Below are 14019 nucleotides of genomic sequence, written 5' to 3' on the forward strand. Positions count from 1 at the left end.
GTCCACGTTAAATAAACGTGGGTGTCCATTTTAAATAATCCGAAATTAGAGTGGGTGTCCATGTTAAATTAAGAGTGGGTGTCCATTTTAAATTACGCGAAACAAGAATGGTGCCTTTCGGTGCCGTAATTTTTGCACCAATCCGTTGCCAAGTTTTTACTTTGCGCAGAGCAAAGCAGGGTGAATCAATTCTTTTCAGTCTCTTTCGACTTTTTTCTTTGTGGTTAGTTTTAACTGTACATAAAAACAGCTCGACCGCCTTTTTTTATATTTATCAGCGTCTTCTGTTCAGGCCTTAATTTATCTAGGTTTACTACAGGTGAATTAGACCGTTTTTGTCCTTGACAATAGCCTTGATGGAAACCTAAACTCTATTTTGTGGGTAATTGTGGCAGAAAGTGGATCAAAGTGATCTAAATGTGTCGCAAATCAGTGCCAATTGAAAATAATAAAAGCAACCAAATAAAAAAGGCTAGGGGATATGTTCCGCGGCGCTAACGCAATCAATCTAGACGTAAAAGGCAGGGTGGCGATACCAACACGGTATCGACAGTTGTTGCTGGATGATTGTCAGGGACAACTGGTTTGCACTATCGATACGCAGCAAAGCTGTCTGCTACTTTACCCACTTCCCGAATGGGAAGAAATCGAGCTTAAGCTAAGTAAGTTATCAAGTATGATCCCCCATGAGCGTCGTCTGCAACGACTTTTGCTAGGTTACGCTATGGAAGGAGAAATGGATAAGAACGGTCGCTTCTTGCTATCCGCCCCGCTTCGACAACATGCTAATCTAGACAAAGAAATCATGCTGGTGGGACAGCTTAACAAATTTGAAATTTGGGATGCTCATACTTGGCAGCAACAGGTTCATCAAGATATTGAAACTGAAAAGGGCGGACAATTTGAATTATCCGAACGCTTACAGGATTTCTCACTTTGATGGCGCCAGTAGATATGCATGAGTCTCAATCGTTGCACAAGTCAGTGCTGCTTCATGAGTCTTTAGATGGATTAGCAATCAACCCTGATGGCGTCTATATGGATGCGACTTTTGGTCGTGGAGGCCATTCTGAATCAATACTCGCAAAGCTCTCTAGTAAAGGCCGCTTAATTGCCCTTGATCGGGATCCACAAGCGATAGAGTCAGCGAAACGCTTCGCCGATGATCCTCGTTTTGTGATTGAACATGTGGCATTTTCGCAAATTGAAGAGGTGGCGCAAAAACATCAGGTATTCGGCAAGGTTGAAGGCATTCTCATGGACTTTGGTGTGTCTTCTCCCCAGTTAGATGACGCCGAACGTGGATTTAGCTTTATGCGTGAAGGTCCACTGGATATGCGTATGGATACCAGCAAAGGTATCAGCGCCGCACAGTGGTTAGAGCATGCCGACGAAGATGACATTAGCCAAGTTATAAAAGAGTTTGGCGAAGAGAAGTTTGGCAAACGTATTGCCCATGCCATCGTCAATCGTCGGAAAACCCAACCTTTGACCACCACACTTGAATTAGCCGCGTTAGTGGATGAAGCTGTGCCGGTAAAAGATAAATTCAAGCATCCAGCGACTCGTACTTTCCAAGCAATCCGCATCTACATTAACAGTGAACTGGACGAAGTCCGTTCAGGTTTAAAAAGTGCGCTGGCTTGCTTAGCAGCTCAAGGTCGTTTGGCAGTCATTAGTTTTCATTCTTTAGAGGACCGTTTAGTTAAGCGCTTCATGCGCGAACAAAGTCGTGGCATGCAGGTGCCAAAGCGCATGGCCGTTACTCAAGCAGAGATTGATGCTAGCCGTGCGATGAAACTGATCGGCAAGGCTATCAAGCCAGGCGCTGAAGAGCTCAAGATAAATCCGCGAGCCCGAAGTTCGGTGCTCAGGGTAGCGGAGAAGTTATGACAGAGACCCGGACCAATTTCAATCTGGTCGCCATTATCTTCTCCGAACTAGCCCGTCATCCGATACGGGTTTTGTTGTTTTTAATGGTACTGATAAGTGCATTCGCTGTGATCCTCAGTGCGCACCACAATCGTCAAATGTCGATCGCGCTGGAAGCCTTGATGCAACAGCAAGATCAGCTTGATATTGAGTGGCGACATTTGATCCTCGAACAGGGGGCATTGACCGATCACAATCGAATAGAACTGGCGATGAAGCAGCAACTGAATATGCATCGTCCTGCGCCAAACGAAGAAATTGTGGTGCGACTGAAATGACCAAGACCAAGAAACACGCTAAACGAAACATCGCGCCCAGCTTAATGCAGTGGCGCTTTGTTGTTGTGGTTGCGGCAATCGTTTTGGTGTTTGGCGTGCTGACTGTGCGTGCTGCTTATATCCAGATAATTAATCCAGATCGGCTTATCCAAGAAGGGGATAATCGCACCCTACGCGTCCTCAATAATGAGGTGTATCGTGGTTTGATAACCGACAGAAACGGTGAGCAGCTTGCCGTCAGTGTGCCCGCGAAAGCTGTTTGGGCACATCCGCCAACCATCAATGACCCCGCCAAAGATGTGTTAGCCGACAAACGTCGCTGGGAAGCATTGGCTGAAGTGCTGGGACAGGATGTTGATAGCTTAATTGCTAAAGCCAGCAATCCCAGCAAAAAGTTCGTTTACCTACAACGCCAAGTGTCGCCAGCCATGGCGACCTTCGTTAAAAATCTGAACATTCCAGGCGTACATCTGGTTAACGAATCTCGTCGCTTCTATCCAGCCGGTGAAGTTTCAGCGCACGTTATTGGGTTTACCAACGTTGACGATGAAGGGATTGAAGGAATTGAAAAATTGTATGACGACTGGTTATCAGGCACACCAGATTCGCGCACCATTCGAAAAGATAGACAAGGTCGTCAAGTTGAATTGTTGGATGAAGAAAAAGGCAAAGCGCCCAGAGATATCAAGCTGACAATTGATCAACGGATCCAATCAGTGGCCTATCGTGAACTTAAATCTGCGGTACATTATTATCGCGCAACGTCAGGTTCGGTGGCAGTAGTTGATGTCAACACTGGTGAAATTCTGGCGATGGTCAACAGCCCCTCATATAACCCAAATAATAGACGCGGCGTGTCGGCTCATCGGATCCGCAATCGCGCCATTACCGATACCTTTGAACCAGGCTCGTCGGTTAAACCCTTAGCAGTGTTAAGTGCGTTGGAATTTGGCTCAGCAGAGCCCTCTACCGTGCTGGATACGTCTCCAGGATGGCGTCGCTTAGGTGGCAGTATCGTCCGTGACTCAAAGAATTATGGCAAGCTTGACTTGCAAGGGATCATTCAAAAGTCGAGCAACATTGGTACCTCCAAGCTGGCGCTTAGCGTACCCAAAGAATATCTGCTCGACATGTATTACAACATGGGCTTGATGAGCGACACAGGAACCAATTTGATTGGCGAGCGAGAAGGGCTGTTTAATGAGCAGCGCCGTTGGTCTGATTTTGAATTGTCTACTTTGTCCTTTGGCTATGGCTTGTCGGTGACTACTATGCAACTCGCTCGCATGTACACCATTTTGGGTAACGGCGGCATTAAGCAACCACTGAGTATTGTGATGAGTGACGAGCAAAAAGTCACCGAACGTGTGCTCAGTGAGGAAAATGCCAGACGTGTATTGAACATGATGGAAAGTGTCGTCGAACAGGGTGGTTCAGGTCGTAAGGCCAGTGTTGCCGGATATCGTGTGGCAGGAAAAACCGGCACCAGCCGCAAAGCGGTTAAAGGCGGCTATGGTGAACAATATGTCAATATTTTTGCTGGCGTTGCCCCTGTTTCTAACCCGCAAATAACCGTAGTGGTACTGATCAATGAGCCCAAAGGTGATTTGTATTATGGTGGCGATACCGCGGCGCCAGTGTTTAGCGCCATTATGTCCAGTGCCTTGCAACTATTAAATGTGCCGCCCGATGCCAAAGATGTGTCCTCTATTGCAATGCAAGGAGGCAACTAATGTCGGTTGAAGTTAACCCAATGCCCGATATCAAAGCGATTTTGTCCTATTACCAAATTCAGGCGCCTTCTCTACGAGTCAATGAGCTGGTACTTGATAGCCGAGAAGTCGGCGTGCATAGCGTGTTTGTGGCAATTCCAGGGCATGCCTTAGATGGTCGCGATTTCATTCCTCAAGCGATCAGTTTAGGGGCCAAAATGGTGCTCGTGCATACGGACAATATGCAGCAGCATGGTTTAATTGAGATGCGTGAACAGACGGTATTGGTATCATTTTTCAAACTTGCTGCGAGCTTGTCAGAATTAGCTGCGCGCTTTTATGGTTTTCCTGCCGAAAAATTAGATGTGATTGCGGTGACCGGCACCAATGGTAAAACCTCTACAGTTCAGCTCATTAGTCAGTTGCGCTCATTGCTAGGTGACGGCGCTGCGTCTATTGGAACGCTGGGCGCTGGTATGTTCAACAGCGATGTATCGAAGCTGCAAAAAACATTGAATACCACGCCTGATGCCTGCCAAATCCAAAGACTAATGGCGGGTTTTGTGACTAGCCAAGCACAGCAAGTTGCCTTTGAAGCATCTTCTCATGCCTTAGTGCAAGGTCGCATCGAAGGATTGAAAACAGATGTTGCAGTCTTTACCAATTTGACTCGCGACCACCTTGACTATCACGGCAGTATGCAAGCTTATGCAACCGCAAAACGTCGATTACTAAGTCAGCCGAAGTTGCAGCAATTGGTGCTAAATCTAGACGATCAAGAATCGCAAAACTGGATGGCTCATGCTCATGCTGAGCAAAAAGTGACGGTATTTTCCACCAAGCTAAGCCAACAAGACGTGCCTGCTGGAGCGCAGTATTGTTTAGCCAACGACATTCACTTTGATGATCAGGGAGTCACTTTTACGCTCGATTCAAGTTGGGGACAGGCAACCATTAAATCGGGTCTGCTTGGTCAATTTAATGTCGCAAACTTATTGGCAGCGCTGTCAGCCTTGTTGGTGCTAGGCAAGCCGTTATCAACACTTGCCCCATTGTGCGCGCAACTTAGGCCCGTTGCTGGTCGCATGGAGCTATTTGAAAAAGCTCAGCACGGCAACATGATTGTTGATTATGCCCACACACCTGACGCACTGGAGCAAGCACTCGTCTCTGCTCGTGTGCATTGCGCAGGCAATCTAATCTGCGTATTTGGTTGTGGTGGTGATCGTGATCAGGGTAAGCGTGCCGTTATGGGAGAGATAGCCAATCGTCTCAGCAACAAAGTGTATCTAACCACTGACAACAGTCGCACTGAAGCGCCTAGTGCGATAGTCGCGGATATCATCAGCGGTATAGATGATACCCAAAAAATTCAGGTCGAGCTGGATCGCAAAAAAGCAATTCAATTGGCCATGGCGAATAGCGTTCCCGGCGACTTGATCCTAATTGCGGGTAAAGGTCATGAGACCACACAAACTATCGGTAATCACTGCTTGCCATATGACGAGCGTGAATACGTAAGAACAATTAGTGTAGAGGATAAACAATGATAAAGGTGTCACTTGATTGGATTGCACAGCAAGTCAATGGCCAGCTTGTGGGAGAAGTATGTGCCATTACTGGCGTGAGCACAGATACCCGTACCTTGGTCGATGGCGATTTGTTTATTGCGTTGGTTGGACCAAACTTTGATGGACACAAATTCCTTGAAACCGCGAAAAACAATGGCGCCAAAGCACTGATTGTGTCCCAGCCTGTACAAACTGAACTGCCTTATATTTTAGTTGACGATACTAAGCTGGCATTAGGTGCGCTAAGTGCTGGTGTAAAAGCCAAAGTAAATCCTAAAACTGTAGGTATCACTGGCAGCAGCGGCAAGACAACAGTGAAAGAAATGGTTGCGGCTATTTTATCTCGCATCGGCAACGTGTTGGCAACCAAAGGTAATTTCAACAACGATATTGGTGTGCCACTGACGTTGTTGAGATTAGAGGCTCAACATGATTTTGCGGTAATCGAAATGGGCGCTAATCATCTGGGTGAAATTGCCTATACCACCAATTTAGTCAAACCCGACGTGGCAACGATTGTCAATGCAGCCGCGGCACACTTAGAGGGTTTCGGCAGTTTACTCGGTGTTGCCAGAGCCAAGAGTGAGATTTTCAAAGGGCTTAATGAGGACGGCGTCGCCATACTCAACGCAGATAGTCAGTTTCTCGCGTTTTGGCAAGGCAAATTAAAACACCTCAAGGTGCAAGATTTCTCAATGGAACAAGAAAGCGATTTTCATGCAAAAGACATTACTTTAGGGCTAGACGGTTGCGCCGAGTTTTTAATGTGCACGCCAAAAGGAAAAATAAACCTAACCCTTGCATTACCAGGGCAGCATAACGTGGGCAATGCCCTAGTCGCCGCAGCTCTGGCGATGAACGTTGGTGCAAACTTAGAAGACATTAAACATGGCTTGGAAAATATGCAGCAAGTTGGCGGACGCTTGCAAGTCAAGCAGCTGACCCATCAAGTCAAGATCCTCGATGATACTTACAATGCCAATGTGGCGTCGGTGAATGCGGCAGTCGATTTGCTCAGCAGCTTCAGTGGTCATCGCGTACTCATCCTTGGTGATATGGGGGAACTGGGCGACAAGGCGCGTTATTACCATGAATTAGTTGGCGAGCATGCCAAGAAACAAGGTATCAACAGTTTAGTTACGCTTGGTGTGTTGAGTCAGGCTGCCAGCGATGTATTTGGTGGTAAACACTTTAGTGAGCTTGGCCCCTTGGTGGATTACGTTGTTGATCACCTAACCGGTGAGCAGCGCGATATTACGATTCTCGTTAAAGGCTCTCGCAGTGCGCGTATGGAGAAAGTTGTTGCTGCATTGGAGGCATCTCCTGTGGGAAAGTTTGAGCGTATTAGGGAGCGAATCGCATGTTGATTTGGTTGGCTGAATGGTTGCAGCAATTTGACTCAGGGTTCAATGTCTTCTCTTACCTGACGTTGCGTGCCATTTTGAGTACCTTGACCGCGTTGTTAATGGCTGTGCTCATAGGTCCGGCGATGATCCGCTGGCTGCAAACCATGCAGATTGGACAAACGGTTAGAGATGATGGCCCACAAAGTCATCTGTCTAAATCAGGCACACCCACCATGGGCGGGTTGTTAATTCTGGCCGCGATCCTCACCAGTGCCTTACTTTGGGCGGATTTGAGTAATCGCTATGTCTGGGTTGTGCTGTCAATTGTGGTTGGCTATGGCGCAATTGGATTTATTGACGATTATCGGAAGGTGGTGCGTAAAGACCCCAAAGGCTTGATTGCAAAGTGGAAATATTTCTGGCAATCGGTGATTGCTATTGCCGTTGCTGCCTATTTGTATGCCTCCAGTCAAGATCCAGCAGAAACGGCTTTATTAGTACCATTTTTCAAAGAAGTGATGCCGCAACTTGGGTTGTTCTTTATGGTCGTTGTGTACTTTACCGTTGTGGGTACCAGCAATGCCGTGAATCTGACTGACGGTCTCGATGGACTGGCGATTGTACCGACAATTTTAGTTGCAGGTGCGTTGGCGATTTTTGCCTATACCACAGGCAATATTAATTTTTCTTCATACCTGAATATTCCCTATATCCCGCAAACCAGTGAGTTGGTAGTGGTGTGTACCGCAATCGTTGGCGCTGGCCTTGGGTTCTTGTGGTTTAACACTTATCCAGCACAAGTGTTTATGGGCGATGTGGGTTCATTGGCGTTGGGCGGAACCTTGGGGATTATTGCGGTTTTGGTGCGTCAAGAAATTGTATTGATCATCATGGGCGGCGTTTTTGTGATTGAAACCTTGTCGGTCATTTTACAAGTGGGCTCGTTCAAGTTAAGAGGCAAACGCATCTTTAGAATGGCACCTATTCATCATCACTATGAATTAAAAGGGTGGCCAGAGCCCCGAGTTATCGTGAGATTTTGGATCATATCCTTAATCTTGGTATTGATTGGTTTAGCGACATTAAAGTTGAGATAAACAAGTATTATGCAACTCTCTGATTTGAAAAACAGTAACGCAGTCGTTGTAGGTCTCGGACTTACCGGACAAGCGTGCGCCCGTTTTTTAGTTGAACAGGGAGCCAAGGTGACAGCCATGGACCGCAGTGCGGATGTCGGCGTTTTAACTGGCGTGACGCTATTAAGTGGCGACTTTGATGCGGATGTATTATGCGCAGCTGATCTGGTGATACTTAGCCCAGGTGTAAACCCTCTTCTACCGGCTATTCAAGCGGCCCTGCAGTCGGGCACTAAGGTAATGGGTGATGTTGAATTATTTGCCCAATTCAATACCTTGCCGGTTATCGCAATTACCGGCTCCAATGGTAAGTCTACGGTAACCTGTTTGGTCACCGAGATACTGAATCAAGGTGGAATAAAAGCCCAAATGGGCGGAAATATTGGTACGCCTGTTTTAGAGTTGCTAGAAAGTGACGCAGAGGTATTGGTATTGGAGCTTTCTAGTTTTCAACTCGAAACCCTTGATTCCCTTAAACCTGAGTGTGCCACTATTTTAAATGTCTGCGAAGACCATTTAGATCGACATATTGTATTGAACGCCTACATCGCTGCAAAACAGCGGGTATACCAACACGCAAGCATCTGTGTGGCGAATCGCGACGATGTGCAAACTTGGCCGAAAGACTACCAGCCAAAATACAGTTTTGGTCTAAGCCAAAGCCCTGTCGGCTTAAGTTGGGATGAAAGCAATCGTTGTATTTTAGATGATGGAGAACCGCTGGTTTACGAGCAAGAATGCGGTATTCAAGGGCTGCACAATGTGCTCAATATGCAAGCCGCAATTTGTTGCGTCAAATCTTTTAACATCGCTAAAGATGCTATCCGTACAGCCCTTCATAATTTTAAAGGGCTGGCGCACCGATTTGAGTTGATCAATAGCACCGATAAGGTGCGGTGGATCAATGACTCAAAAGCAACCAATATTGGCGCAACCATTGCTGCAATTGAGAGTCTCAAGGATCGTCAAGGTGGGAAACTGATCCTGATTGCCGGTGGTGATGGTAAAAACGCTAACTTTACAGAGTTACAACCAATTCTGCTTGAAGCGGTCGACCTGTTGATTACGCTGGGCAAAGATGGTCAAGAGATCGCCTCACTAAAACCCGGTAGCATTGAGGTTAATACTCTACAAGAAGCAGTAGAGTTCGCACACAATATTGTGGAAAGCGGCGACATAGTACTGTTATCTCCAGCATGTGCCAGTCTGGATATGTTTGATAACTATCAGCATCGTGGCGACGTGTTTAAACGCGCTGTGCAGCAGGTGGTGTCATGACCGATCACAGTTTGCAAAATGACACGTCGTTTAAAGAATCAGGCTTACGCAAATTGTTTGCCCAACGACACGATGATCGCACTACCCAGCGCATTCCTTTTGATGTCAATTTTATATTACTCAGTCTGGCATTGATGACCATCGGACTCGTGATAGTGACCTCCGCGTCTATGCCAGTCGCTGCGCGTTTATTTGATGACCCATTTCATTTTGCTATTCGTCACGGCATCTATCTTATTTTGGCGTCTATTGCCGCGTGTGTGGTGATGCAGATCCCAATGCAATGGTGGCGGGTGAGCAACCCGTATTTACTGCTCAGTGCGGTGATGTTGTTAATCTTAGTGTTGTTTATCGGCCGCAATGTTAACGGCGCTACACGTTGGTTAGCGGTGGGGCCAATCACGATTCAAGTTGCTGAGATCGCCAAGTTATTCTTCTTTTGTTATCTGGCTGGTTATTTGGTGAGACGCTACGAAGAAGTGACTGAAAACCTTAAGGGCTTTATCAAACCCTTGATCGTGTTTTTTGTACTGGCGTTGTTGCTATTACTACAGCCTGACCTGGGCACTGTGGTTGTGATGTTTGCTACTACTATCGGTTTGTTATTTTTAGCAGGCGCAAAATTGTGGCAGTTCTTTGGGTTGGTGATAACCGGGCTTGCTGCAATCACAGCATTGATTTTAATGGAAGGGTATCGCGTTGATCGCATGACCTATTTCCTCGACCCTTGGGCCAAACCGTTTGGCGAAGGGTATCAGCTAACCCAATCGCTCATGGCGTTTGGCCGCGGCGACTGGCTGGGTCAAGGACTAGGCAATAGTTTACAAAAACTAGAATATCTGCCAGAAGCGCATACCGATTTCATCGTGTCTATTCTGGCCGAGGAGTTTGGTTTTATCGGTGTTGCTGTGGTGTTAGCTGTACTATTTGTACTGGTGTTTAAAGCATTAAAACTGGGCAACCTGGCGCTTGCTAACGAGCGACCTTTTGAAGCTTATTTGGCTTACGCCATCGGTATCTGGTTTAGTTTCCAAACCGCAGTGAATGTCGGTGCCAGTGCAGGAATTTTGCCCACCAAAGGCTTAACCTTACCGCTAGTGAGCTACGGCGGTTCTAGCATGATTGTAATGGCCGTTGCCGTAGCTTTGTTAGTGCGAATCGATTTTGAAATACGGGTTGATGGCGTGCAAGCTATGAGCAAGGGCAGCAAAAAGAAATCCAGCAAGGGAAAATCCAAGGTCAAAAAACTGATTGATGATCTGAGCCAGTCGAATAGTGAGGCCAGCCATGAGTAAAACGATTCTAATTATGGCAGGTGGCACTGGCGGACACGTATTCCCTGGTCTTGCTGTGGCAAACGAATTAGTCGCGCGCGGATGGACAGTGCATTGGTTAGGAACGCCAACGCGTATGGAAGCCGAGCTTGTGCCAAAAGCGGGTTTCGAAATTAGTTTTATCGATGTCGTCGGGGTCAGAGGTAATGGCTTAATGCGATTACTAAAAGCACCTTTTCAAATTATCCGTGCAGTGCGTCAAGCATCAAAAGTGCTTAATCGCATAGCGCCCAATGTGGTGTTGGGAATGGGCGGTTTCGCCAGTGGACCGGGCGGTGTAGCGGCATGGTTAAAAGGCGTTCCATTAGTTGTCCATGAACAAAATGCGGTACCCGGCATGACCAATAAACTATTGGCTAAAATTGCTAATCGAGTATTGCTCGGCTTCAACACCGGGTTTAGCCAGTTGCAACATACACAGGAAAAATACCATTGGGTAGGTAATCCGGTGCGTGATGATTTTGCCAAGATACCAGCAAAAATCGTCCATGGCGCACCCACAAAAATACTCATTGTTGGCGGTTCGTTAGGTGCAAAAGCACTGAATGACAATGTGCCCAAAGCACTCGCTGGCATCAAGGAGATTGAGGTTAGGCATCAGACCGGTAAGGGCCACGCAGAAGCAGTGCAAAACGCGTATCAACGCTGCGTTGATAAAGACTGTCATTGGCAAGTGATGGAATTTATCGATGATATGGCCAACGCCTATGATTGGGCGGACATTGTGATCTGTCGCGCCGGTGCGTTGACCGTCGCCGAAGTCGCCATGGTCGGTGTTACTGCTATTTTTGTTCCGCTTCCTCACGCTGTGGATGATCATCAAACCAAAAACGCACAAGCATTGGCGAGTCATGGGGCTGCCTATTTGTTACCACAAACCGAACTAGAGAATGGACAATTAACCACTTTGCTTAAGCACATCATCGATAATTCAGCTGCTCGCATTGAAATGGGCCAACGAGCTCGCAAGCTCGCAAAAACCGACGCGACCGAAATGGTCAGTAATATTTGTGAAAATTTGGGAGATTTGGCCGCGTGATAAGACCAGACAAAGTTCACTACCATGTGCCGGAGATGCGGCGCATCAAGCAAATTCATTTCATCGGTATCGGTGGCGCGGGCATGGGCGGTATTGCCGAGGTACTGCTTAACGAGGGATATCAAATTTCTGGCTCTGATAAGCAAGCGAATGCCATGACCCAGCGTCTTACTGGTAAAGGGGCTGTAGTGTATTTTGGTCACCAAAGTGCCAATGTTAAAAATGCCAATGTGGTGGTAGTGTCCAGTGCCATTGACCACAGTAACCCGGAAATTGTAGCCGCTAAAGAAGCCAGAATCCCGGTCATCAGAAGAGCGGAAATGCTTGCCGAATTGATGCGTTTTCGACACGGAATTGCAGTCGCGGGTACCCACGGTAAAACCACCACTACCAGCTTATTGGCGACCATTTTTGCCCAAGCACAACTGGATCCAACCTTTGTGATTGGGGGCTTGCTCAACAGCGCGGGCACTAATGCTAAATTGGGAAGCAGCCGCTATTTAATTGCCGAAGCGGATGAAAGCGACGCTTCGTTTGTACACTTGCAACCCATGGTCTCCATTGTGACTAATATCGAACCTGATCACATGGAAACCTATGACGGCGACTTTCAGCGGATGCAAGACACTTATTTAGATTTTCTGCACAATTTGCCTTTCTACGGATTGGCCGTTATCTGTATCGATGATCCCATCATTCAACAGTTGTTGCCGCGCATTGGACGTAAAACCTTGACCTACGGTCTACAGGAAAACGCTGACGTAAGAGCGGTAGACGTGCAACTGGGTTTCAATCAAAGTCGCTTTATTGCAAAACGAGCTGGGCATAACGATTTGCATGTGACCCTTAACATAGCGGGTAAGCACAATGTGCTCAACGCCCTTGCAGCCATTGCGGTGGCAACGGATGAAGGCTTGGATGATGAGTCAATCGTGGCGGCACTTGCTGCGTTTGAGGGAATTGGTCGTCGTTTTGAGCAACTAGGCTGTTTCGATACTGGCGACGGTCTGGTCACCTTGGTTGATGATTATGGTCACCATCCTACCGAAGTGGAAGCGACTATCGCGGTGGCTAGAAATAATTGGCCTGATAAACGTCTCGTCATGGCCTATCAGCCCCATCGCTTCACCCGTACGCGTGATCTTTATGAGGACTTTGTGAAAGTGTTGTCACAAGTCGATGTATTGCTACTGCTAGAGGTTTATTCAGCGGGGGAGTCGGTAATTGAAGGCGCCGATAGTAAGGCGTTGTGTCGTTCGATCAGACAACGGGGTCAACTCGAACCCATTTACGTAGCGACACCTGAAGAGTTACCCAAGCTATTGTCAGAAGCACTCAAAGACGGCGATATCTTGATGACTCAAGGGGCGGGTAATATCGGCCAGATCGCGAAGAATTTGCAGGCCATGCAGCTTAACAAACAAACAATGATCAACAGTGGGGCTGAATGAATAAGATGACAACAGATAAGGCCGTTCAATTTGGCAAAGTTGCCGTCATGTTTGGTGGTCATTCTGCTGAAAGAGAAGTGTCTTTGCGTTCTGGGAATGCAGTATTAGACGCGCTACAAAGCGTCGGCATTGATGCTCATGGCTTTGATCCGGCCGACCAACCTATAAGTCAATTAGTTGAACAGCGCTTTGATCGAGTAATGATAATGTTGCACGGTAAAGGTGGCGAAGATGGCAGTCTACAAGGTGCATTACAACTCCTTAAAATTCCCTACACAGGAAGCGGTGTTTTAGGCTCTGCATTGGCCATGGACAAGGTGAGAACTAAGCAAATTTGGCAAACCTTGGGATTACCCACAGCTAAATACCAAATTGCTGAGAAAAGAAGCTTTGATGCAGGATCATGCGAGGTTATAATGCGTGACTTGGGGGATATTGTCATGGTTAAGCCGGCGCAGGAAGGTTCTAGCATCGGAATGACTAAGGCAACGAGTGCTACACAATTAGAAACGGCCATTCAAGACGCCTTTAAATATGATAGTACTGTCTTGTTAGAGCAGTTCATTCAAGGTCCAGAATACACAGTGACTATTCTGAATGGCGAAGCTTTGCCATCTATTCGTATGTCTACTCCTCGTACTTTTTATGACTATGCAGCCAAGTATCACTCGGACAGCACTGAATATTTTTGTCCCAGTGGTTTATCAGCTGACGAGGAATCCATGCTTGGTTCGTTATCAACCAGTGCCTTTCTAGCGGTAGATGGCAGCGGTTGGGGACGCGTGGATTTGATGCGAGACCAACAGGGTCAGTTTTATTTGCTTGAGGCGAATACCGTGCCGGGCATGACTGAAAAGAGTTTAGTGCCGATGGCAGCTAAACAAGCGGGTATGAGTTTTGCCGAATTAGCCGTGGCTATTTTACAGACATCGGTCAGGTAAG

12 protein-coding genes are annotated in these 14019 nt (G+C 47.1%); all 12 read left to right on the forward strand.

Annotated elements, in window-relative coordinates; translation table 11 throughout:
- Positions 1–481 precede the first annotated feature (481 nt).
- From mraZ to ABD036_RS07390, 12 genes are read left to right on the forward strand one after another with little or no spacing between them, the layout of a single operon-like run.
- Positions 482–940, forward strand: a complete 459-nt coding sequence (gene mraZ, locus ABD036_RS07335) for a division/cell wall cluster transcriptional repressor MraZ (protein WP_343858181.1) — start codon at positions 482–484, stop codon at positions 938–940.
- The gene (rsmH, locus tag ABD036_RS07340) at positions 940–1893 is read left to right on the forward strand and encodes a 16S rRNA (cytosine(1402)-N(4))-methyltransferase RsmH (protein ID WP_343858183.1); all 954 of its coding nucleotides are present in this window, start codon (positions 940–942) and stop codon (positions 1891–1893) included. The genes mraZ and rsmH overlap by 1 nt, the downstream gene beginning before the upstream one ends.
- Positions 1890–2210 (forward strand): cell division protein FtsL, encoded by a 321-nt coding sequence (ftsL, locus tag ABD036_RS07345; protein WP_343858186.1) that lies wholly within the window; start codon positions 1890–1892, stop codon positions 2208–2210. The genes rsmH and ftsL overlap by 4 nt, the downstream gene beginning before the upstream one ends.
- Positions 2207–3943, forward strand: a complete 1737-nt coding sequence (locus ABD036_RS07350; RefSeq protein ID WP_343858188.1) for a penicillin-binding transpeptidase domain-containing protein — start codon at positions 2207–2209, stop codon at positions 3941–3943. Before ftsL ends, ABD036_RS07350 begins: the two co-directional genes overlap by 4 nt.
- Positions 3943–5472 carry a UDP-N-acetylmuramoyl-L-alanyl-D-glutamate--2,6-diaminopimelate ligase gene (gene murE, locus ABD036_RS07355; protein WP_343858190.1) on the forward strand — a complete coding sequence of 510 codons (1530 nt, stop codon included), beginning with the start codon at positions 3943–3945 and terminating at the stop codon, positions 5470–5472. Before ABD036_RS07350 ends, murE begins: the two co-directional genes overlap by 1 nt.
- The gene (locus tag ABD036_RS07360) at positions 5469–6860 is read left to right on the forward strand and encodes a UDP-N-acetylmuramoyl-tripeptide--D-alanyl-D-alanine ligase (RefSeq protein ID WP_343858192.1); all 1392 of its coding nucleotides are present in this window, start codon (positions 5469–5471) and stop codon (positions 6858–6860) included. Before murE ends, ABD036_RS07360 begins: the two co-directional genes overlap by 4 nt.
- Positions 6854–7936 carry a phospho-N-acetylmuramoyl-pentapeptide-transferase gene (mraY, locus tag ABD036_RS07365; RefSeq protein WP_343858194.1) on the forward strand — a complete coding sequence of 361 codons (1083 nt, stop codon included), beginning with the start codon at positions 6854–6856 and terminating at the stop codon, positions 7934–7936. The genes ABD036_RS07360 and mraY overlap by 7 nt, the downstream gene beginning before the upstream one ends.
- Positions 7937–7945: 9 nt before the next feature.
- Positions 7946–9253, forward strand: a complete 1308-nt coding sequence (gene murD / locus ABD036_RS07370) for a UDP-N-acetylmuramoyl-L-alanine--D-glutamate ligase (RefSeq protein ID WP_343858196.1) — start codon at positions 7946–7948, stop codon at positions 9251–9253.
- Positions 9250–10548, forward strand: coding sequence for a cell division protein FtsW (gene ftsW / locus ABD036_RS07375; protein ID WP_343858199.1), 1299 nt, complete (start codon positions 9250–9252; stop codon positions 10546–10548). Before murD ends, ftsW begins: the two co-directional genes overlap by 4 nt.
- Positions 10541–11626, forward strand: coding sequence for an undecaprenyldiphospho-muramoylpentapeptide beta-N-acetylglucosaminyltransferase (gene murG / locus ABD036_RS07380; protein WP_343858201.1), 1086 nt, complete (start codon positions 10541–10543; stop codon positions 11624–11626). Before ftsW ends, murG begins: the two co-directional genes overlap by 8 nt.
- Positions 11623–13077 carry a UDP-N-acetylmuramate--L-alanine ligase gene (murC, locus tag ABD036_RS07385; RefSeq protein WP_343858203.1) on the forward strand — a complete coding sequence of 485 codons (1455 nt, stop codon included), beginning with the start codon at positions 11623–11625 and terminating at the stop codon, positions 13075–13077. The genes murG and murC overlap by 4 nt, the downstream gene beginning before the upstream one ends.
- The gene (locus ABD036_RS07390; RefSeq protein WP_343858205.1) at positions 13074–14018 is read left to right on the forward strand and encodes a D-alanine--D-alanine ligase; all 945 of its coding nucleotides are present in this window, start codon (positions 13074–13076) and stop codon (positions 14016–14018) included. The genes murC and ABD036_RS07390 overlap by 4 nt, the downstream gene beginning before the upstream one ends.
- Position 14019: the final 1 nt, after the last annotated feature.

Origin of the sequence: Aliiglaciecola litoralis (assembly GCF_039523355.1) — a bacterium.
Classification (GTDB): domain Bacteria; phylum Pseudomonadota; class Gammaproteobacteria; order Enterobacterales; family Alteromonadaceae; genus Aliiglaciecola; species Aliiglaciecola litoralis.